The organism is Cobetia sp. LC6 (assembly GCF_030264805.1).
In the GTDB taxonomy this organism is placed as follows: domain Bacteria; phylum Pseudomonadota; class Gammaproteobacteria; order Pseudomonadales; family Halomonadaceae; genus Cobetia.
In genome coordinates, this window is the sequence record NZ_JASSPL010000008.1 from 1 (window position 1) to 18,339 (window position 18,339).

The 18,339-nt window shown below is 61.3% G+C and carries 18 protein-coding genes and 1 pseudogene; 11 read left to right on the forward strand and 8 right to left on the reverse strand.

Annotated features, from left to right (window positions below):
* The 3 genes and pseudogenes from QQF40_RS10575 to QQF40_RS10580 form a co-directional block, all read left to right on the forward strand.
* A partial coding sequence (locus QQF40_RS10575) for an IS3 family transposase (protein WP_285461276.1) occupies positions 1 to 518 on the forward strand: 518 nt, incomplete at its 5' end.
* 24 nt (positions 519 to 542) lie between these two features.
* Positions 543 to 674: pseudogene (locus QQF40_RS17150) on the forward strand (hypothetical protein); the annotation flags it as partial.
* Positions 675 to 722: 48 nt separating this feature from the next.
* Positions 723 to 1,322, forward strand: coding sequence for a GIY-YIG nuclease family protein (locus tag QQF40_RS10580; RefSeq protein ID WP_502871432.1), 600 nt, complete (start codon positions 723 to 725; stop codon positions 1,320 to 1,322).
* A 192-nt stretch (positions 1,323 to 1,514) separates the two neighbouring features.
* Here QQF40_RS10580 and QQF40_RS10585 read toward each other — a convergent pair whose 3' ends face one another.
* A complete protein-coding gene (locus QQF40_RS10585) occupies positions 1,515 to 2,789 on the reverse strand; it encodes a Y-family DNA polymerase (protein ID WP_285461403.1) in 1,275 nt (424 codons plus the stop codon).
* A gap of 8 nt (positions 2,790 to 2,797) precedes the next feature.
* Positions 2,798 to 3,259 carry a LexA family protein gene (locus tag QQF40_RS10590; RefSeq protein WP_043332158.1) on the reverse strand — a complete coding sequence of 154 codons (462 nt, stop codon included), beginning with the start codon at positions 3,257 to 3,259 and terminating at the stop codon, positions 2,798 to 2,800.
* Positions 3,260 to 3,547: 288 nt separating this feature from the next.
* On the opposite strand from QQF40_RS10590, the gene QQF40_RS10595 reads away from it, so the two are divergent.
* Positions 3,548 to 4,756: a glutamate carboxypeptidase gene (locus tag QQF40_RS10595; RefSeq protein WP_240548749.1), complete on the forward strand. Its 1,209-nt coding sequence runs from the start codon at positions 3,548 to 3,550 to the stop codon at positions 4,754 to 4,756.
* Positions 4,757 to 4,868: 112 nt separating this feature from the next.
* Here the strand turns inward: QQF40_RS10595 and QQF40_RS10600 are convergent, their stop codons facing one another.
* From QQF40_RS10600 to aptA, 3 genes are all read right to left on the reverse strand, one after another.
* A complete protein-coding gene (locus tag QQF40_RS10600; RefSeq protein WP_043332154.1) occupies positions 4,869 to 5,180 on the reverse strand; it encodes a putative quinol monooxygenase in 312 nt (103 codons plus the stop codon).
* Positions 5,181 to 5,406: 226 nt separating this feature from the next.
* The gene (locus QQF40_RS10605; protein ID WP_043332153.1) at positions 5,407 to 6,897 is read right to left on the reverse strand and encodes a CoA-acylating methylmalonate-semialdehyde dehydrogenase; all 1,491 of its coding nucleotides are present in this window, start codon (positions 6,895 to 6,897) and stop codon (positions 5,407 to 5,409) included.
* 142 nt (positions 6,898 to 7,039) lie between these two features.
* Entirely contained in the window at positions 7,040 to 8,389 is a 1,350-nt protein-coding gene (aptA, locus tag QQF40_RS10610) for an omega-aminotransferase AptA (protein ID WP_043332339.1), read from the reverse strand.
* A 199-nt stretch (positions 8,390 to 8,588) separates the two neighbouring features.
* Here aptA and QQF40_RS10615 point away from each other — a divergent pair, with 199 nt between their 5' ends.
* Positions 8,589 to 9,551 carry a LysR family transcriptional regulator gene (locus QQF40_RS10615; protein ID WP_043332151.1) on the forward strand — a complete coding sequence of 321 codons (963 nt, stop codon included), beginning with the start codon at positions 8,589 to 8,591 and terminating at the stop codon, positions 9,549 to 9,551.
* A gap of 175 nt (positions 9,552 to 9,726) precedes the next feature.
* On the opposite strand, the gene QQF40_RS10620 is transcribed toward QQF40_RS10615, so the two are convergent.
* Positions 9,727 to 10,629, reverse strand: a complete 903-nt coding sequence (locus QQF40_RS10620; protein ID WP_043332149.1) for a LysR family transcriptional regulator — start codon at positions 10,627 to 10,629, stop codon at positions 9,727 to 9,729.
* Positions 10,630 to 10,751: 122 nt separating this feature from the next.
* Here QQF40_RS10620 and QQF40_RS10625 point away from each other — a divergent pair, with 122 nt between their 5' ends.
* The 6 genes from QQF40_RS10625 (at position 10,752) to QQF40_RS10650 (ending at position 16,120) form a co-directional block, all read left to right on the forward strand.
* On the forward strand, positions 10,752 to 11,042 hold the full coding sequence (locus QQF40_RS10625; RefSeq protein ID WP_043332148.1) for a putative quinol monooxygenase: 291 nt from the start codon (positions 10,752 to 10,754) through the stop codon (positions 11,040 to 11,042).
* 110 nt (positions 11,043 to 11,152) lie between these two features.
* Positions 11,153 to 11,881 carry a glycine betaine ABC transporter substrate-binding protein gene (locus tag QQF40_RS10630; RefSeq protein WP_043332337.1) on the forward strand — a complete coding sequence of 243 codons (729 nt, stop codon included), beginning with the start codon at positions 11,153 to 11,155 and terminating at the stop codon, positions 11,879 to 11,881.
* Positions 11,882 to 12,033: 152 nt separating this feature from the next.
* Positions 12,034 to 13,200 carry an L-dopachrome tautomerase-related protein gene (locus QQF40_RS10635; RefSeq protein WP_285461279.1) on the forward strand — a complete coding sequence of 389 codons (1,167 nt, stop codon included), beginning with the start codon at positions 12,034 to 12,036 and terminating at the stop codon, positions 13,198 to 13,200.
* A 366-nt stretch (positions 13,201 to 13,566) separates the two neighbouring features.
* A complete protein-coding gene (locus tag QQF40_RS10640) occupies positions 13,567 to 14,580 on the forward strand; it encodes a zinc-binding alcohol dehydrogenase family protein (RefSeq protein ID WP_285461281.1) in 1,014 nt (337 codons plus the stop codon).
* A gap of 355 nt (positions 14,581 to 14,935) precedes the next feature.
* Positions 14,936 to 15,475, forward strand: a complete 540-nt coding sequence (locus QQF40_RS10645; RefSeq protein ID WP_285461282.1) for an RcnB family protein — start codon at positions 14,936 to 14,938, stop codon at positions 15,473 to 15,475.
* Between the two features lie 216 nt (positions 15,476 to 15,691).
* Positions 15,692 to 16,120 (forward strand): RcnB family protein, encoded by a 429-nt coding sequence (locus QQF40_RS10650; protein ID WP_285461283.1) that lies wholly within the window; start codon positions 15,692 to 15,694, stop codon positions 16,118 to 16,120.
* Positions 16,121 to 16,249: 129 nt separating this feature from the next.
* On the opposite strand, the gene QQF40_RS10655 is transcribed toward QQF40_RS10650, so the two are convergent.
* Both QQF40_RS10655 and QQF40_RS10660 read right to left on the reverse strand, forming a co-directional pair.
* On the reverse strand, positions 16,250 to 17,641 hold the full coding sequence (locus QQF40_RS10655; RefSeq protein WP_285461284.1) for an amidase family protein: 1,392 nt from the start codon (positions 17,639 to 17,641) through the stop codon (positions 16,250 to 16,252).
* A complete protein-coding gene (locus tag QQF40_RS10660) occupies positions 17,638 to 18,321 on the reverse strand; it encodes a DUF2848 domain-containing protein (RefSeq protein WP_052384353.1) in 684 nt (227 codons plus the stop codon). The genes QQF40_RS10655 and QQF40_RS10660 overlap by 4 nt, the downstream gene beginning before the upstream one ends.
* Positions 18,322 to 18,339: the final 18 nt, after the last annotated feature.

Sequence of the window (18,339 nt, forward strand, 5' to 3'; positions counted from 1 at the left end):
AGAAGCCCAATCAGGTATGGACCGGCGACATTACCTATATTTGGACAGGGGCACGCTGGGCTTATCTGGCAGTGGTCATCGACTTGTATGCTCGTAAACCCGTGGGGTGGGCATTGTCCCTATCGCCGAACACGGAGCTGGTAAAGAAAGCGCTGACCATGGCCTACGAATCGCGTGGAGAGCCACGGAATATCCTGTTTCATTCGGATCAGGGTTGCCAGTACACCAGCCGGGCATTCCGGCAGATGCTCTGGCGCTACCGAATGACACTGAGTCTCAGTCGCCGTGGCAATTGCTGGGACAATGCCCCAACAGAGCGCTTCTTCAGAAGCCTGAAAACGGAATGGATACCAGAGATCGGCTATCCCGATGTTGCTGCGGCGAAGCGATCTGTCACTGATTATATGATCGGTTACTACAGCAGCCTCCGACCGCACAAGCATAACGATGGGATACCGCCGAATTTGGCAGAAAAGAACTACTGGAATGCTCAAAGCTCGGTGGCCAAAAGCACTTGACCACTACATAGTCCTTCTAATTTCGAGCGAACATTGAGTCAGTTCGAAAAAATTGCGAGTGACCTTGAGAAGCTGGTTGCATCACTCCGTTGTGGGCTGAATACTGATTATGTCGCTCTCAAATACGAGGAGTGTGGGGTTCAATATCAATACACGCTGAAGAAGAAAGAAGAGGTTGAAGAGCAGCGAATCATTCGTGAGCAAATGCGAGAAGAGGCCAGGGCTGAAAAGGAATACAGAACTGCTATCGAAGCTGCGCAGCGTGAGGAAGAGATGTATCAAGATATTCTTGCACGCGCCAAGAATGAGCTTGAGCAGGCGTCAGCAGAGGAGCGAGCATTGGCTGAAGCCAAAGTGGCTGATCTCGAGCAGCGTCTACAGGAAGCGGAAGCAGCCAAGGAACGTACCAAGAGTCTGGCAGAGCAGACACGTCGTGGTTACGTCTATATCATCAGTAATATTGGTTCTTTTGGCGAAAATGTCTACAAGATTGGTATGACTCGTCGCCTCGATCCTATGGATCGTGTGAAAGAGCTAGGTGATGCCAGCGTACCGTTCTCATTTGACGTTCATGCTTTGATCTTCTCAGATGATGCTCCGGCGATGGAAACAGCACTTCACCGCAAGTTTTCACATCATCGAGTGAATGCCGTGAATCTGCGCAAAGAGTTCTTCCATGTTGAACTCTCTTCAATTCGAGAGGCGGTGATTGAAATAGGTCATGGTGATGCTGATTTCAAGACCACTATTGCGGCTGAAGAATACTTTGAGTCTCAACGCTTGAGAGAGCAGGTCGCTGCTTAAGCTGGTATAACCTTTCAAGCAACTCCTAGATGCTAGCTTTACCCAAGCCCTCATGACCCTTGGCTATATCCAGACGGGTTATGGGGGCTATTGTTATTGAGCTTGTTCTTGGGCTGCCTCTTTGTACCTGGGTTTAGGCTCAGGCACTTCCATCGTTTCTGTTCCTGCAGTGGAGAAGTCAGTTCATATCCACTAACGCAACCGCTTCAATTCCTGCCAGTTGGTGGTGTAGCGGGCGCTGCGGTGGGCGCAGCGCAGTTGCCAGGCGGCGTCGGGGCGTGCGACGCCCAGACGCACGGTGCCGCGGCCCATCTTCTGATTCATGGCGTCCAGTGTCGCCATCAGCTGCTGACTGCGTTCACGCCTGGCGATGTCATCTTCGCTTTCCAGCAGCGAGAGTTGCTCGCGTGGCTGGTCGATGAGGTCGAGCAGCATCACGCCAGCCTTCATGAAGCGATAGCCGCGCAGGTATATATGCTCCAGCGCCTGTTGCGCGGCGGCGAGTATCTCGCGGCTGTCATTGGTGGGGGCGGGCAGCTCGACGATGGTGCTGGGTGAGTATTGCGGCAGGTCGGGTCGGTGACGATTGCTCTTGAGGAAGACCAGTACGGCGCGTGTCAGGCTGCCTTGATGGCGCAGCTTCTCGGCGCCGCGCTGGGCATGTTGGCGGATGGCATCCCTGAGTTCATTCAAGTCACCGGTCATGCGCCCGAAGGAGCGCGAGGTCATGATGCGCTGGCGGGCGTCATCGGCATCATTCATCTCGAAGCAGAGCGTGCCTTGCAGTTCGCGCGCGGTGCGTTCCAGTACCACGGAATACCGCTGGCCGATGGCGCGCGGGTCGGCGCAGCGCAGGTCCCAGGCAGTGTGCAGGCCTTGCAGTGCCAAGCGTTCGACCAGTCGTCGGCCCACGCCCCAGACATCGCCCAGTGGCGTATCGGCCAGCAGGCGCTGGGTGCCGACTTCATCGGGTTCCAGCACGCAGACACCGCCGAATTCCGGACGTTTCTTGGCAGCGCGATTGGCCAACTTGGCCAGCGTTCGAGTTGGCGCGACCCCGACACATACGGGAATGCCGGTGAACTTGCGGACATTACGGTGCAGGGTGCGGCTCAATGTCAGCATCGAGTTGCGATCAAAGCCATCGAAACGCACGAACATCTCATCGATGGAGTAGGGCTCGACCCCGGCGGAATATTCCTCCAGCACCTCACGCACGCGCGCCGACATGTCGCCATACAGCTCATAGTTGGAGGAGAGCAGGTGGATGCGCCCCTCACGGACGAGTGACTGTAGCTGGAAGGCGGGGGTGCCCATCTCCACGCCCAGCGCCTTGAGTTCGTTGGAGCGCGCGATCACGCAGCCGTCATTGTTGGACATCACGCCGACAGGGCGGCCCTCCAGGCGCGGGTCGAACACTCGCTCGCAGCTGGCGTAGAAGTTGTTGCAGTCGACCAGTCCGATCATCGGCGTCTTCATACCGCGTATTCGTGGATGACGGAACGCACCACCCCCCAGACCTGGCATTCGAGGTCGAAGATCGCGACCGGCGGATACAGAGCATTGCCGGAGCTCAGATAGGGGCGCTGACCGATCAGCTCATAACGCTTGACCACCACCTCACCCTCGACCAGTGCCACCACGATATGCCCGGGGCGGGCATCGATGGAGCGGTCTACCACCAGGGTGTCACCCTCATAGATGCCGAAGCCTTCCATGCTGTCACCCGCCACCGTCATGAAGAAGGTCGCTGCCGGGCGCTTGATCAGCCGCTCGTTGAGGTCCAGCGTGCGCCCCGCGTAATCCTCGGCCGGCGAGGGGAAGCCGGAAATGCCAGCGCGCCCCGTGATGTGAGGGTGCGGCAGCGCACAGGGCTCCGGCGCTGGATGAGGGCGAGCCAGCGAGGCGTGGGACGGTTGAGCGGCAGATACGGTCATGGGTGGGGTCTCCTTTCGATACTGTATTCATATACAGTATCGGCGCTGAGAAGCCCTCAGGCAACCGATAATCCCTGCGAGTGCTGCACATTCACGAGACGCAGATCAGATGAAGTGCACCTGTGTTCAATGGTGGACGGCAGGTAAAGCTGCTAGCAGAAAAAATTTCCCGGTAGGCCTCGCGTTTGCGTTTGCCTGATATCCGCCTTACCTTCGTTATTCCTTATATAAAAATATTAGAGGTGGAAAATGCGGCTTCCGATGTTGGCGGTGGGTTTGGCATGCGGTATGTGCAGTGCCAGTGCGCAAGCGGCGGACTATCAGGATGTGCAGGATGCCGTCGAGCAACAGCGAGCACCTCTGCTGGAGACGCTGGAATCACTGGTCAACTTGGATTCGGGAACGGGCTACCGTGAAGGCTTGAATGACGTTGAGGCAATGCTGACCCAGCATCTCGAAGCGCTTGGCGCACAGGTGGAAACGCACCCTGCCAAGACCTATGGCGGCAATACGATTGTCGGTCGCCTGCAGGGAGATGGCAGTCGCAAGATAATGTTGATGATTCACTACGACACCGTCTTCGATGAAGGCGCCGCCACGGAGCGTGCCTTCCGTATCGAGGATGGGCGTGCCTATGGCCCGGGCGTGGGCGATGCCAAGGGTGGCGCAGCCGTTATTCTGCACAGTCTCGAGGCGCTGAAGTCGCTCGGGTTTGATGACTATGGCCAGGTGACGGTTGTCTTCAATCCTGATGAGGAGAAGGGCTCGCCTGGCTCGCATGACCTGATTCATGAGCTATCGGCAGATCAGGATGCCGTGCTGGTATTCGAGCCTACCTTCGCTGACCCGGGAGTTGATGCCGTCACCGTCGTCACCAAGGGCATCAACTATGCGTTTCTCGAGGTGAAGGGCCGTGCCTCCCATGCCGGTGGCGCACCAGAGGAAGGGCGCAACGCCATCATGGAGCTGTCTCATCAGCTGCTGCAGTTGAATGAGCTTGATGATGCGGACAAGGAGACGACGCTCAACTGGACGATCGTCGAGGGCGGCGTCAAGCGCAACGTGATTCCGGAGCATGCCAGGGCGGAAGGTGATATGCGCTACTTCGATAGCAGCGAGTATCAGCGTGTCCTGGAAGAAGCGCAGGCCATCACGAAGAACCAGTTGATCGATGATACCGAAGTGGAGTTCCACCTCGAGAAGGGGCGTCCGCCGCTGCCTGACAATCCGCAGAGTCAGCAGCTGGCCGAGCAGGCCCAGAAGATCTATCAAGAGTTGGGGCAGACACTGCAAGCGGTCGAGATCGGTGGCGGCACCGATGCAGCCTACGCCTATCATGCAGATTCCGATAAACCGGCAGTGCTCGAATCCCTGGGTCTCGTCGGCGGCGGCTATCACAGCGATCAGGAGTTCGTGCTGGTCGATAGCGTCGTGCCACGCCTTTACCTGACGACGCGCATGATCATGCAATTGTCCGAGGATCAGCCGCAGGAGTGAAACCGGGGTTGTAGCGGTAAATGATATGCCGTCATGACAGCAAGCCCGATAAAAAAGCCCGGCCTCCTGGAGGTCGGGCTTTTTTGGGTCTTTCCCAATGCTGTTCTGTCTATCAGCCCGCCGGGCTCAGGATGCGGATATCGCCATCGGCGATCCAGTCACCGGCGTTGTCGCGGAAGCGCTGCATGTGTTCGGTCTCACGGTGGGCCTGCAGCGCATCGTGGGATTCCCAGGCTTCCACCACGGTGATGGTGTCGGGGCGTGGGTCGTTGTCCTTGTCGGCGGCGCGTTCGGAGTCCAGGCACGGGTGGTAGGCGTGGCAGCCATCTTCCTCGCGCACGGTGGGCGCGACGGCGCAGAGTTCATTGAAGACATCCTGAACGTGGCCTTCCTTGGCGGTAACGGTGGCGATTACCCAGATCATCTTGGCTCCTTGTGACGGTGCTGACCGCCGATGTTGTCGGGATTCTCGTGATGAGATGTCCTGACTATGTGGAGCCGTTTCTGGCCACTGCAAGGGGCAGGGGCTGACTGCCGGCATGACCCTGCATGATTAGCACATGAAAGCGCCGGACAGCAGGGCTGTCCGGCGCAGTTGTCATCAGACGATGATCCGCGTTCGTGATGGATCAGAAAGCGAAGGCGATGGATCAGGACGGGAAGGCGAACTGGGCGCCTTCACGCAGACCGGCGGAAGGCCAGCGCTGGGTGATGGTCTTGCGGCGAGTGTAGAAGCGCACCGCATCCGGGCCGTAGGCGGACAGATCGCCGAACAGCGAGCGCTTCCAGCCGCCGAAGCTGTGATAGGCAACCGGTACCGGCAGCGGCACGTTGATGCCGACCATGCCGACCTGGATGTGATCACTGAAGTAGCGGGCGGCTTCGCCATCACGGGTGTAGATGCAGGTGCCGTTGCCGTATTCGTGATCATTGATCAGCTGCATGGCGGCTTCCATCGAATCGGCGCGCACGACCAGCAGCACCGGGCCGAAGATCTCTTCCTGGTAGCAGGTCATCTCCGGGGTGACGCCATCGATCAGGGTGCCGCCGACGAAGAAGCCGTTCTCGCCGCCTTCGACCTGCGGATTGCGGCCATCGACCACCACCGTCGCGCCTTGCTGCTCGGCGCTGTCGATGTAGCCGACCACCTTGTCACGATGGGCCGCGGTGATCAGCGGGCCGAAATCATTGCCCTTGTCGCTGTAGATGCCGACCTTGAGGCCTTCCATCTGCTGCTTCATCTGCGCGATCAGCTTGTCGGCGGCGTCATCGCCCACGGCCACCGCGACGGACAGTGCCATGCAGCGCTCACCGGAGGAGCCGAAGGCGGCGCCATTCAGTGAGTTGGCCACGTATTCCATGTCGGCGTCCGGCATCACGATGGCGTGGTTCTTGGCGCCACCGAGGGCCTGACAGCGCTTGCCGTTGGCTGCGGCGCGGCTGTAGATGTATTCAGCGATCGGGGTGGAGCCGACGAAGCTGACCGCCTGAATGCGCGGGTCGTCCAGCAGCGTATCGACGGCTTCCTTGTCGCCATTGACGACATTCATGACGCCGGCCGGCAGACCGGCCTCCATCAGCAGCTCGGCGATGAACAGCGTGGAGGTCGGGTCGCGCTCGGAGGGCTTGAGGACGAAGGTATTGCCGCAGGCGATCGCCATCGGGTACATCCACAGCGGCACCATGGCCGGGAAGTTGAACGGCGTGATGCCGGCAACCACGCCCAGCGGCTGGAATTCACTCCAGGAATCGATGCCCGGGCCGGTATTGCGGCTGTGCTCGCCCTTGAGCAGTTCCGGGGCGCTGCAGGCATATTCGACATTCTCGATGCCGCGCTGCAATTCGCCCAGCGCATCGTGACAGATCTTGCCGTGCTCCTGACCGATCAGGCGGGCGATCTCGTCGGCATGTTCTTCCAGCAGCTGCTTGAAGCGGAACATCACTCGGGCGCGCTTGATCGGCGGCGTGTTGCGCCACTCCGGGAAGGCGGCCTCGGCGGCCGCGATGGCTTCCTCGACCGTCGCCTTGCTGGCCAGGCGCACCTGACCGCCGACTTCGCCGGTGGAGGGATTGAAGATGTCCTGGGTACGGCCTTCGCTGTGATCGATGTTGCCGTTGATGAGGTGTCCGAGCGTCTTCATTGGGTGGGTCTCCCTGAGATGACTTGTGAAATGAATGGCGATGAATGAAGTGGTGTTGATCGTCAGTTCTGAATGTTGATGGTCAGTCTTGAACGTCGATGGTCAGCCTTGAGCGTCGACCGTCAGCCTTGAGCTTCGAGCGTCAGTCCTGGGCGGCGAAGGCATCGCCGAGGGCATTGATCAGACGGTCCAGCTCGTCGTGTTCGGTGATGAACGGCAGGCCCAGCTGGATGGTGTCGCCGCCGTAACGGACATAGAAACCGGCCTTCCAGCAGTGCATGGCAATCTCATACGGGCGCCGCGCCGGCTCGCCGGGATAGGCCTCGACCTGCAGGGCACCGGCCAGACCGTAGTTGCGGATGTCGCTGATGTAGCGCGTGCCCTTGAGCTCGTGCAGCTTCTTCTCGAACACCGGACTCAGCTCGCGGACACGGGAGATGAGCTGGTCGTTCTCGAGCACGTCGAGGGCTGCCAGCGCCGCGGCACACGCCACCGGGTGACCGGAGTAGGTGTAGCCGTGGGGAATCTCCATCATGTAGTCGGGGCCGCCGTTGTCCATGAAGGTCTGGTAGATGTCGCCCTTGACGACCACGGCGCCCATCGGCACCGCGCCATTGGTGATCTGCTTGGCGACGTTGAGGATGTCCGGCGTGACCCCGAATTCCTCGGCGCCACTCATGGCGCCCATGCGTCCGAAGCCGGTGATGACCTCATCGAAGATCAACAGGATGTCGTGCTGGTCGCATATCTCGCGAAGGCGCTTGAGATAGCCTACTGGCGGTGGCAGCACGCCGGCGGAGCCTGCCATCGGCTCGACGATGACGGCGGCGATATTGGAGGCATCATGCAGCGCGATCAGCTCCAGCAGCTCATCGGCGCGCTCGGCACCGGTCCTGGGCATGCCGGGCGTGAAGACATTTTCCTTGAGCAGGGTATGCGGCAGGTGATCGGCATCGACCCCCTGACCGTAGAGCGAGCGGTTGGCCCCGATGCCACCGACACTGAAGCCCCCGAAGTTGACGCCGTGATAGCCCTTGCTGCGTCCGATCAGCTTGGTCTTGGTCGGCTTGCCTTTCTTGCGCCAGTAGGCACGCGCGATTTTCAGTGAGGTGTCGGCACTCTCGGAGCCGGAGCCGGTGAAGAAGACGTGATCCAGCCCCTCAGGCATCAGCGTCTTGATGCGATGCGCCAGCTCGAAGGCCTTGGGATGGCCGTACTGGAAGGCGGGCGCGTAATCCAGCTCGCGCAGCTGCGCACTGACCGCCTCGGCGATTTCCGGGCGGCAATGGCCGGCACCGCAGGTCCAGAGACCCGACAGGCCATCGAAGATCTGACGGCCCTGGGAGTCCGTGAAGTAGGCCCCCTGCGCCTTGGTGATGATGCGCGGGTCCTGCTTGAACTGGCGGTTGGCCGTGTAGGGCATCCAGTAGGCATCGAGCTGCTCCTGGCTCAAGCCTGCCTGGGCGGAAGGGGATGTATCGAAGGCGGTCATGATGTCTCCCACAGAGTGTTGTTGTTGGTTCTCGGCTCCTGTCCAACTAGATTAGGAAGTCCTTTTGGTAAGATAAATGCCATTGTCTTTACCTTCAGGAAAGCATTTACTTAACTTTCCGCTGGCGTTCGCTACGCCATCTCGGCGCAGTCAGGCGCCGTCTGTCGCGGAACCGTTCAATAACAGGAGGCGCGGGCCTATGCGAGGCGAGGTCATGCGGGGGCAGCTCGGCGATACCGACCTGCGTCTGCTGCGTATCTTTCGCAAGGTGGTGGAGTGTGGTGGCTTCTCAGCGGCCGAGATCGAGCTCAACATCAGTCGCTCCGCCATCAGCATGGCGATGAGTGACCTGGAGACGCGGCTGGGCCTCAAGCTCTGTCAGCGCGGGCGCAGCGGGTTTGCTCTCACCAATGAGGGGCGGGAAGTCCACGAGGCCGCGATGCAGATGCTGGCGGCGGCAGAGGGCTTTCGCACACGCATCAATGGTCTGCATGCCTGGCTCAAGGGTGAGCTGAACATCGGCATCACCGACAATCTGGTCACCATGCCCGAGATGCACATCACGGATGCGCTGAGTGCGCTGAAGGGTCACGGCCCGGAGGTGATGATCAACATCCGCATGATTCCCCCCAACGAGATCGAGCGCGCCGTGCTGGATGGCCGTCTGCATACCGGGGTGATCCCGACGCTCAAGACGCTGCCGGGGCTCGAGTATCGCTCGCTCTACGAGGAAACCTCCTGCCTTTACTGCGCACGGGGCCATGTGCTGTTTCGTGAACCCCGCGCGGGCGATACCCTCGCGCGGGGACGTCCGGTGGGCGAGGAAGAGATTCGCCAGCATGATGCGGTGCTGCCGGCCTACGCCCAGACGCCTGCGATCAAGGCGCTGCATGAGCCGCTCAAGGCCGCCGCCTCCGCGACTGACCGCGAGGGCATCGCCTTCCTGGTGCTTTCCGGGCGCTATCTCGGCTATCTGCCCACCCACTATGCCGAGCGCTGGGTGCGCGATGGCCAGATGCAGGCGCTCAGCCCGGTGGCCAACTCCTATGTCACCTATTACAGCGCCATCACGCGCAAGAGCCGCCCACCCAATCTGGTGCTGGAGCGTTATCTGAAGGAGCTGGATACCCTGCGCCAAGCGAAACCAGCTCGAAGAGTGTAGTCGGCGAGGGAGAGTAAGCTACGAACAAGTCCAAGCGTGTCGGGGTCAGAGAAGTCGCCCAGCTGGCGGGTGGAAGCAGCTATACGCTCTTAAGGAGACGGTGGCTAGTGTAGGGTGCCGGATGATGAAAGCTCCCCCCGCAGCCTTTGGTTGCCGGGGGCTTTTGCGTTTCAGGCTATTGCGGATGCGATAGTGATTCGCTGAAGGTCTCGACCAGGTGCTGGGCAAATGCCTGCACGCGACGAGGTTGGGCGCGCGCCGGCGGAAACAGCAGCTGCAGCGGCGAGGGCGGCGCGGCATGTTCCGGCAGCAGTTCGATCAGGCGACCCGCACGCAGATCCTCCTTCACATCGACTTCCGATTTCAGGGCGATGCCCAACCCTTCCAGGCACCACTGGCGCACCAGTTCGCCGTCATTGGCGATCCGGTTGCCACTGACGGTGACGATCTGCGGCACCTTGTGGCTGCCGAAGCGCCACTCGTTGTCGAGGCTCTTGCCGAAGCGCATCACCAGGCAGTTGTGGTGCTTGAGGTCCACCGGCGTCAGCGGCGCAGGATGCTGCGCCAGATAGGCGGGGGAGGCGCATAGCAGGCGGCGTTTCTGGCCCAGATGCCGCACGCGCAGCGTACTGTCCATGATGGTGCCGAAGCGCAGGGCAAGATCGATCCCCTGGCCGACGATATCCACGTAGCTGTCTGACAGCAGCAGTTCTATCTCGATGGTGGGGTGCAGATGCTGGAATTCGGTGATGGCGCGTGACAGGGCATTGCGGCCCAGGTCGCTCGGCGCACTGACGCGAATGCGGCCGGTGAGAGTCTGGGCGCCCAGGCGGATGCGGGTCTCCAGTTCCGAGACGCTGTCGAGCAGGCCGCGAGCTTCTTCCATCAGTGTCCGGCCTTCTTCGGTCAGGCTGATGGCGCGCGTGGTGCGGTTGAGCAGCACCACCCCGTAATGGGCTTCCAGCGCGGCGAGGCGCTCGGACACGGTGGTGGGCGACAGCCCCGTCTCGCGTCCTGCGGCGGTCAGACTGCCTTTCTCGATGATGGTCAGGAACAGGGCGATATTATCCAGCAGCATTGTACGGTTTTTCCGAATTATCTTTGCGTAAGTTGGATGTTTATACGGATGAGGCTTGTGGCTAGGATGACCACATCGCTTGCGCAACTCAAGCTTCCCGATCACGCCACGGAGTGCCTTTCATGACCCAGCTGACCATCATCGCCAATATCCATGCCAAGCCGGACCAGATCGAGCAGGTCAAAGCAGCGCTTCTGGCACTGGTGCCGATCACCCGTGCCGAGGAAGGCTGCCTTGGCTACACCCTGCACCAGAACAACGATAACCCGGCGCACTTCACCTTTCATGAGAATTGGGCCTCGCGGGAGCTCTGGCAGCAGCACATGCAGGCCCCGCACCTGGAAGAGTATGTGGCAGCGACCGAAGGCGCGGTCAGCGAATTCACCCTGCATGAAATGACGGCCTTCGACTGAGGGCGGGCCTGGGCCTTGGATATGGCCCTGGATATGGGCCCTGGCTTACCACTGCGGCCATGCAGGCCTGCTCGCTTTCTTTCTCCTTCAACAACCCACTCGAGGCAGTCATGACAGACCCCATCCGTATCGGCCATATCGCGTTGTCCTTCCATGAGGCCAGTGCTCGGGAAGTGGCGCGTGTTCTGGAGAGCCACGGCCATGAGGTGACCTTCGCCTCTGCTCCCCACGAAGAGGCCTTCGCGATGCTGGGGCGAGGGGAGGTCGACATTCTGGCCTCCGCCTGGTTGCCGTCGAGTCATGAGGCCTACCTGGCCCCCATGCTGGATGACGTCGACAAGCTCGCCGTCATCTATGAGCCGTATTGCATCTGGGGAGTGCCGGATTACGTGCCACAAAGCGCGGTGGCAAGCGTCACGGACCTGCTGCGGGAACCGGCGCTCAGCAAGCTGGAGCTGATCATCCAGGGCATCAATCCGGGGGCCGGCATCAGTCGCTTCTCGGCCGAGATGATCAAGCAATATGGTCTGGACGCCGCCGGGTATGTCTTCCGCACCGGCAGCGAAGCGGACTGTTTCGATCGTTACGAAGCGGCGGTGGCGCAGGGACGTTGGGTCGTGGTGCCGCTGTGGCATCCGCAGTTTCTGCATCACCGCTACCGGATTCGCGCCCTCAAGGAGCCCAAGGGGCTGCTGGGTACCCGGGATGACGCCACGCTGGTGGTGCGCAAGGAGGCCCGCCTGCGCATCGGCGCCGCGGCCCTCAAGGACCTCTCTCAGCTCTATATTGGCAATCCTCGCTTGAGCGAACTGGAAGACGACCTGCGTCGCCGCGCCTGATGCGTCGCATCTGATTCATCGCACCTGAATCTTCACACCTGAATCTCGACAAATTCCGGGCGCTGGCCACGTCACCGCCCAGTCTCTCTATCTCACCTACATCGACCCTGCCGGTGCAGCGCACAGCGCCAATCGGCGGGCAAGGAGTCCCCATGCCGTTTTCTCGCCTCAAGACTACTATTCTCGTCGCCTCGCTGGGCGTTGCCACTGTCGCCAGCGCCACTCAGGCGGGCGCTGACAGCACGGCCGTGAAACCTCGGAATGCGCAAGCCGCCTCCCTGCGCGACGGCATGCTGACCACCGTCGCCGAATATTCGGACACCCGACCCGGCAACATCACCTTCACGCCGGATGGCCGCTTGATCATGTCCCAGCAGCCACTCGATGCACCGGCACTGCGCGTGGTCGAGATCACCCAGGACGGCAAGCGTGTGCCGTTCCCGAATCTGGACTGGGCCGATGGCCCGGAAAAGGGCGAGGTCGGCATCGCCTCGATCATCGGTGTGCACTCCGACAGTCAGGGCGTGGTGTGGATGCTCGACATGGGCAGCCAGGGCAGTGCGCCCAGGCTGGTGGGCTGGGATACCCGCAGTGATTCGCTCAAGAAGGTGATTTCGCTTGCCGGTGACAGCGTGCTGCCGATCTCCTTCCTGCAGGATTTCGTCATTGATGAGCAGCGCGGCAAGATCTATATCGCTGACATGACATTTACCGCGCCGGCTTCCAGCATGAAACCGGCCTTCGTGGTGGTGGATATCGTCAGCGGCAAGACGCGTCGCGTGCTGCAGAGCGATGAAAGGCTGATGCCGGTGGAACACGACATGGTCATCAATGGCCATCTGATGGCGGCCAAGGGCGACAATAATGGTGAGGCGAAGCCCTGGTACCTGGGCTTGAATGCCATCGCCTTCGATCCGGCGGATGACGTCGTCTATTTCGGTGGCGTGAACGGCAGCGAGATCTATCGCCTGCCGGCGGCTGAGCTGGCCGATGATACTGCCACGGCGGCGGAACTGGCTCGCGCCATCACGCCTTACGCCCCCAAGCGCCCCAATGATGGCTTCATCTTCGATGGCCGCCGCGGCGGCATCATCGCCGGTGACGCAGAGCACAATGCACTGACCTTCTCATCGCCGGAGGGCATGTCGGTGATCGCTCAGGATGACGAGCGTCTGCGCTGGCCGGATGGCTTCGCCTTCGCGCCGGATGGCAGTCTCTACCTCACCACCAACCAGCTGAACACCCATCCGGCACTCAATCAGGGCGTGGATGGCAGTGACAGGCATTACTACCTGCTCAAGCTGACACCCGCCAACTGACCCTTGCTCCCTTGCTCCCTTGCTCCCTTACTCCCTTGGGCCTTGGGCAACTCATTGCCCTGTCGCCCTGGGGGCCTCGCTAGCCTTTGATCTGCGCAGGACGTGTCTCACGAGCGTCCTGCGTTGTCGTTTTTGTGCCTGGCGACGATGACCCGTCGGGGCAGCTCGCGCCTGAAGCCGATGACCCGTCGGCGGCTGCTTGCACGCAACACGCAAACTCGTCATGCATTATCCGGTTTGTCCGGATTAACCTTGCGGGTTAGGGCTGTTTTTACGCCAAGTCCAGAGAGTTAACATGCTGTCATCGCATCACGGCAAGGCCATTCAGCGCTGCCGTGACTGACATGATCCTCAGGAGAGACTCTGATGAAAGCCATTGGTTACTACGCTGCCGGTTCCGTTGATCGTGACGACGCCCTGGTCGATATCGAACTCGAGACGCCGGTCGCCACCGGTCACGACCTGCTGGTCAAGGTTGCTGCGGTCTCGGTGAATCCGGTGGATTACAAGATTCGTGAGAGCCGCGAGCCGGCCGCCGGCGAAGCTGCTGTCATCGGCTGGGATGCCGTGGGCGAAGTCGTCGCCATCGGTGACAAGGTCACTGCCTTCGCCCCGGGCGACAAGGTCTGGTATGCCGGAGATCTCACCCGCGCCGGCACCAACAGCGAATTCCACCTGGTGGATGAGCGCATCGTCGGTCATGCGCCCAGATCCGTGGCGGCCCATGAGGCGGCTGCACTGCCGCTGACCACGCTGACCGGCTTCGAGATGCTGTTCGATCGTCTGCGTGTCACAGAGCCGGTGCCGGGTGCTGCACGGGCCATCCTGATCATCGGCGGGGCCGGAGGCGTGGGCTCCATCACCATCCAGCTGCTGCGTGAGCTGACCGACCTGACCATCATCGCCACGGCGTCACGCCCGCAGACCCGTGAGTGGGTGAAGTCACTGGGCGCGCATCACGTCATCGACCACAGCCAGCCGCTGCCGGCTCAGATCGAGGCATTGGGCATCGGTGCACCGGCCTTCGTGTTCTCGACCAACTTCTCCGAGCACTACGCGCCGCAGGTCGCCGAATTGATCGCGCCGCAGGGCCGTTTCGGCATGATAGATGACCCGGAGACCCTCGATGTGGTGCCGTTCAAGCCCAAGGCCGTGTCCATCCATTGGGAGCTGATGTTCACTCGCTCATTGTTCACCACCGCCGATATCACGCGTCAGGGCGAGATCCTCACCAAGGTGGCGGGTCTGCTGGACACTGGCAGAATCACCTCCACCGCGACGGAAACCTTCGGCACCATCAACGCCGAGAACCTCAAGCGCGCGCATGCCTTGCTGGAAAGTGGCAAGGCCAGGGGCAAGATCGTCCTCGAAGGCTTCTGATCGAAGCCACTGTTGAGGCGGTGATGTGAAAGGAGTGCGGCCGGTTACCCGGTCGCACTTTTTTTGTGATCAAGAGCGGCCAGGGTTCTTTCATGAGCGGCAGTCAGTCTGCTACCGAGTGTTCTCCGATCTTCTGCCATCTTGGCCAGATGAGCGATATCTGGCGTCAAGTGCTTGTCATTGAAGCGAAAGTCTCTAAACGGGAGGCGTATCTGACCGCAAATTGCGTTGCTGACACGTTATGCTGGTAGCGTGAATGGCGATCAACCCGTCTCGCTGCTTGTTGATGGCAATCATCGTTGCCTGAACCAGACTTGGCACGCCAGAGGCATCCAGCCTGATGAGGAGGCAAGACATGAATAAAGGGGCTTTGCGAGGGCTGACTCTGGCGTTGGCTGTGTTGTGCGCTTCAGCGGTGCAGGCCGCGGAAGACGGCAAGGACAGCGACGATCATCTCAAGAAGAAGCATGAAGCACTGGAAGGGCAGGCCAAGGCTCAGCGTGTCCAGGCCGAGCAGATGCGTGACCTCAAGCAGATCCAGAAGCAGCAACAGGCTCAGGAAGCTCAGGAGCAGCAGGAGGCTCAGGAGAAGAACCAGCAGCAGGGCGGACAGGAAGCTCTGGAGAGTGAGAAGCAGCAGGGGGCTCAGGAGAAGCACAAGGGGCCACAGGCAGAAAGGTCCGACGCCAGCTCGGCGGAGCGTGAGCCTCTGCTCAGACGGGGTGACCAGCTGCCTGATGCACTGGCCTCCGATGAGAGTCTGCGGGTGAAGGACTGGCAGCAATCCCGACTGCCCGAACCTGGCGAAGGGCAGCGCTGGATCCAGCTCAAGAGCGGTTATGTGTTGACGGATATCCAAAGTGGCATCATCGAAGAGATTCTTCTGGGGCCGTGACGCTGTGACACTGGCCCGATGCCTACGCGCGAGGCCGAGGATGTCGCTTTCTGCCAACATCGGCTGCCTTTCTTGCGACATGCGCGGGCATATCGTCAGAAAAAGTGAAGAGGACGCGTGGAGCTTGCAGTTTTCCCTTGCAGCCCACAGAATTATGGAACAGTGTTTTGTAATTCTTGACACCCCCCGTGTCCCGGCATGACAAGGAGAACGAACATGCGACACCGTACTCTGACAGCCCTCGGCATGGTCATTGCGCTGATGAGCGCTTCCGTGGTTCAGGCGGCACCTGACGATCGTGGTAATCGTGGACACGATCAGCAACACCAGCAACAGCGAAAGCAGCCGCAAGGCAATCAGCAAGGCAATCAGCAAGGACAGAAGAAACACGCCAAACAGCAACACGCCAAACAAGGGCATGGCCAGTCCCAAGCTGCACGCCATTCCAGTGGCCCCAAGAACTGGAAACGCGGTGACCACGTCTCGCGCGCTTACTACAACGACAAGCGTTACTGGGTCAGCGACTGGAAGGCCCATCACCTGTCCCGGCCGCCGGAAGGGCACCGCTGGTTGAAGGTGGATGGCCGCTACGTTCTGACAGCGGTCGCGACCGGCGTGATTACCTCGATCATTCTCGACCAGTGATCCGATACAGTACGATTCGCTGGCATATCCAGCAGAAGAGACAAGAAGGGCCTCCCGCAGGGAGGCCCTTCTGCGTATTGCCAACAGCCGTTCATCCTCTGCGCGCTGTTGCAATGATCCAGCACGTCACTATCGCGCTAGCAGCGCCTCCAATGTCTCGGCGACGCGCAGCAGCGCCACATCCTGGCCCTGAGGGCGTGACAACATCAGGCCCAGCGGTTCTTCGTTCTGTGGTGCTGGCGCCGGAATCGAGATCGAGCTGGCATCCAGGTAGTTGAAGACACTGGTGTTGCGCAGCGCGCGCTTGTTGAGCTGGGCGAAGAGCGCGCCATCCTGCTCCAGCAGGTCACGACGTGGGGCACGCATGGCAACGGTCGGCATCAGCACCGCATCGACATCCTGTACCTGCTGAGCGAAGCGTTGCTGGATGGCGGTACGCGGCCACAGGCGCGCCAGATACTCGCTGGAGGTGATGTCGCGCCCGCCGTTCAGGCGTTCGGCGATCAGCGGATCATACTGGGCTTCATGGGCAGCCAGTAGTTCGTGGTGCACGGCTGCTGCTTCCGGAATGACCAGCCCGCCGCGCTGATTGATGGCGTAAGCGGCCTCGATGGCCTCGACCGGCGCACGCTGGAGGCGAACCCCCAGCCCCTCGAGCCGTTCCAGCAGGGCGGCGAAGTCGGCGGCCACATCGGCGTCCACTTCATTGACCAGCTCGCTCTCCGGCACCAGCAGCGTCAGCGGGCGAGTGAGCGGCGTCACGTCAGCGATCTCACCGCTCAGGACTTCCCACAGCGTGCGACAGCAGGCGACGCTGGGCGCGATGGGGCCGATGCAGTCCAGGCTCGGTGACAGCGGGAAGGCGCCATCTCCCGGCACGCTGGCCTGTGACGGCTTGAAACCCGTGAGGCCACAGAAGGCCGCCGGAATCCGCAGCGAGCCGCCGGTATCGCTGCCCAGGGTCGCCGCGGCCAGCCCGAAGGCGACGGAGGCGGCACCGCCGGAAGTCGAACCGCCGGTGATGCGCTCGGCGTCGAAGGGGTTGGGCGGCGTGCCGATGTGGGGGTTGAGGCCCAGACCAGAGAACGCGAATTCGCTCATGCTGGTGCGGCCGGCATGCAGGATGCCGGCGGCTTTCAGGCGGCTCAGTGCCACAGCGTCCTGATCGGCTGGGTGATTTCCGGCCAGTGCCCGCGAGCCTGCCAACGTCGTCATGCCGGTCTCGTCGAAGAGGTCCTTGATCGAGACCGGAACCCCCCCCAGCGGCAACGACGTCGCAGTCGCCTTGAGTTGCTGCTGAGCGGTGGCCTGTACGTTCATGGCCGCATCGTCGCGGCTGATGATGCTGTGGCTTGCACTCTCACCCAGGGCCTGATGGCGCTCGGCAAGCACCGTGGCAGTCTGCTCGGGGCCGAAACTGCCTGTCTGGTAGGCCTCCAGCAACTGCGTCAGCGTGCGCTGGCGGGGCGGGCGTGCCCAGAATTCACGCGCCTGCTCAAGACGCTTGCTCTCATCACTCATGCCACCACCTCAAGTTCTTCCACCTCATAACGGTGCTCGATGCGACGACCGGTCTGCGGGTCGATCAGACGCATGGTAAAGCTCGGGCTGGGGCGGATGCCACCGATCGCCGGTACGGTGCCGCACAGCAGCACGCTGTTGGGGGCCAGGCTGCCGTCCTTGGCGATGCCGGCCGGCAGGCGCTCCATCAGGGTGGCGACCGGCAGCAGCTCGGCGAGGGTTCCCTGCTGATAGCGCACGGTCTTGCCGGCGTCTTCGATCTCGCTTTCGATCTCGAGGCTGTCCCAGTGGTCGATGACCTCACTGAGCTTCCAGGCATGGCGGGCAATCGGCTTGGCGCACAGCTGCTTGGATTCGGCGACGCCGACGGCTTCGAGTTTGCGGTCGGTGTGGTCCGAGGCGATCGTCACCCACAGGGTGCCTTCGGCGTCGCTGACCAGACAGGTCTCGACTTCACCGGAGCCTTCGCCGCCGAGCATCGCGACCTGAGAGGCCTGGGTCAGGGTCTCGCGGGTCACGCGGTAGAACAGCGGGGTCTGGGAGGGCGGCGCCACGCCCAGCAGCTTGAGCTCGTCGATATGGTGCTGCACGCCCGCCTGGTCGCGTCCGGCCCAGCCGGCAATCGCGACTCGCTGGACATCAAGGGTGAATTCGCCGTTGTCATGGGTAAAGGTCAGCATGGGGATCGCTCCGTTATC

Bases quoted from the DNA above. Each gene is read 5' to 3' on its own strand.
- QQF40_RS10580 (WP_502871432.1), top strand. From the start codon at position 723: ATGCGAGAAGAGGCCAGGGCTGAAAAGGAATACAGAACTGCTATCGAA.
- QQF40_RS10585 (WP_285461403.1), bottom strand. From the start codon at position 2,789: ATGATCGGACTGGTCGACTGCAACAACTTCTACGCCAGCTGCGAGCGA.
- QQF40_RS10590 (WP_043332158.1), bottom strand. From the start codon at position 3,259: ATGACCGTATCTGCCGCTCAACCGTCCCACGCCTCGCTGGCTCGCCCT.
- QQF40_RS10595 (WP_240548749.1), top strand. From the start codon at position 3,548: ATGTGCAGTGCCAGTGCGCAAGCGGCGGACTATCAGGATGTGCAGGAT.
- QQF40_RS10600 (WP_043332154.1), bottom strand. From the start codon at position 5,180: ATGATCTGGGTAATCGCCACCGTTACCGCCAAGGAAGGCCACGTTCAG.
- QQF40_RS10605 (WP_043332153.1), bottom strand. From the start codon at position 6,897: ATGAAGACGCTCGGACACCTCATCAACGGCAACATCGATCACAGCGAA.
- aptA (WP_043332339.1), bottom strand. From the start codon at position 8,389: ATGACCGCCTTCGATACATCCCCTTCCGCCCAGGCAGGCTTGAGCCAG.
- QQF40_RS10615 (WP_043332151.1), top strand. From the start codon at position 8,589: ATGCGAGGCGAGGTCATGCGGGGGCAGCTCGGCGATACCGACCTGCGT.
- QQF40_RS10620 (WP_043332149.1), bottom strand. From the start codon at position 10,629: ATGCTGCTGGATAATATCGCCCTGTTCCTGACCATCATCGAGAAAGGC.
- QQF40_RS10625 (WP_043332148.1), top strand. From the start codon at position 10,752: ATGACCCAGCTGACCATCATCGCCAATATCCATGCCAAGCCGGACCAG.
- QQF40_RS10630 (WP_043332337.1), top strand. From the start codon at position 11,153: ATGACAGACCCCATCCGTATCGGCCATATCGCGTTGTCCTTCCATGAG.
- QQF40_RS10635 (WP_285461279.1), top strand. From the start codon at position 12,034: ATGCCGTTTTCTCGCCTCAAGACTACTATTCTCGTCGCCTCGCTGGGC.
- QQF40_RS10640 (WP_285461281.1), top strand. From the start codon at position 13,567: ATGAAAGCCATTGGTTACTACGCTGCCGGTTCCGTTGATCGTGACGAC.
- QQF40_RS10645 (WP_285461282.1), top strand. From the start codon at position 14,936: ATGAATAAAGGGGCTTTGCGAGGGCTGACTCTGGCGTTGGCTGTGTTG.
- QQF40_RS10650 (WP_285461283.1), top strand. From the start codon at position 15,692: ATGCGACACCGTACTCTGACAGCCCTCGGCATGGTCATTGCGCTGATG.
- QQF40_RS10655 (WP_285461284.1), bottom strand. From the start codon at position 17,641: ATGAGTGATGAGAGCAAGCGTCTTGAGCAGGCGCGTGAATTCTGGGCA.
- QQF40_RS10660 (WP_052384353.1), bottom strand. From the start codon at position 18,321: ATGCTGACCTTTACCCATGACAACGGCGAATTCACCCTTGATGTCCAG.